General features: G+C 50.9%; 1 tRNA gene. It reads right to left on the bottom strand.

Features of this window, described 5'->3' with window-relative positions:
• Positions 1-117 precede the first annotated feature (117 nt).
• Positions 118-193 (bottom strand) — tRNA-Lys (locus B3N48_RS02100).
• Positions 194-218 lie beyond the last annotated feature (25 nt).

The following is a 218-nucleotide window of genomic DNA, read 5'->3' as shown; positions in this document are numbered from 1 at the left end:
CCGGACTGCGCTATACCCCGATGAAACTGTAGGCTGCTCTCCGAGCTGCCCATGACCTGATGCAACTGGCATCAGATCAATAAGATTCGGCTTCAAGGCTGACCGAGAAGCCAAAAATGGTGGGTCGTGTAGGATTCGAACCTACGACCAATTGGTTAAAAGCCAACTGCTCTACCAACTGAGCTAACGACCCAAATAATGGTCGGGGTAAGGGGATT

It is taken from the genome of Pseudomonas sp. UBA1879, from assembly GCF_002338065.1.
GTDB lineage: Bacteria > Pseudomonadota > Gammaproteobacteria > Pseudomonadales > Pseudomonadaceae > Aquipseudomonas.
The sequence above is the reverse complement of the archived record's forward strand: the minus strand, read 5'-3'. Positions and strand labels throughout refer to the sequence as shown.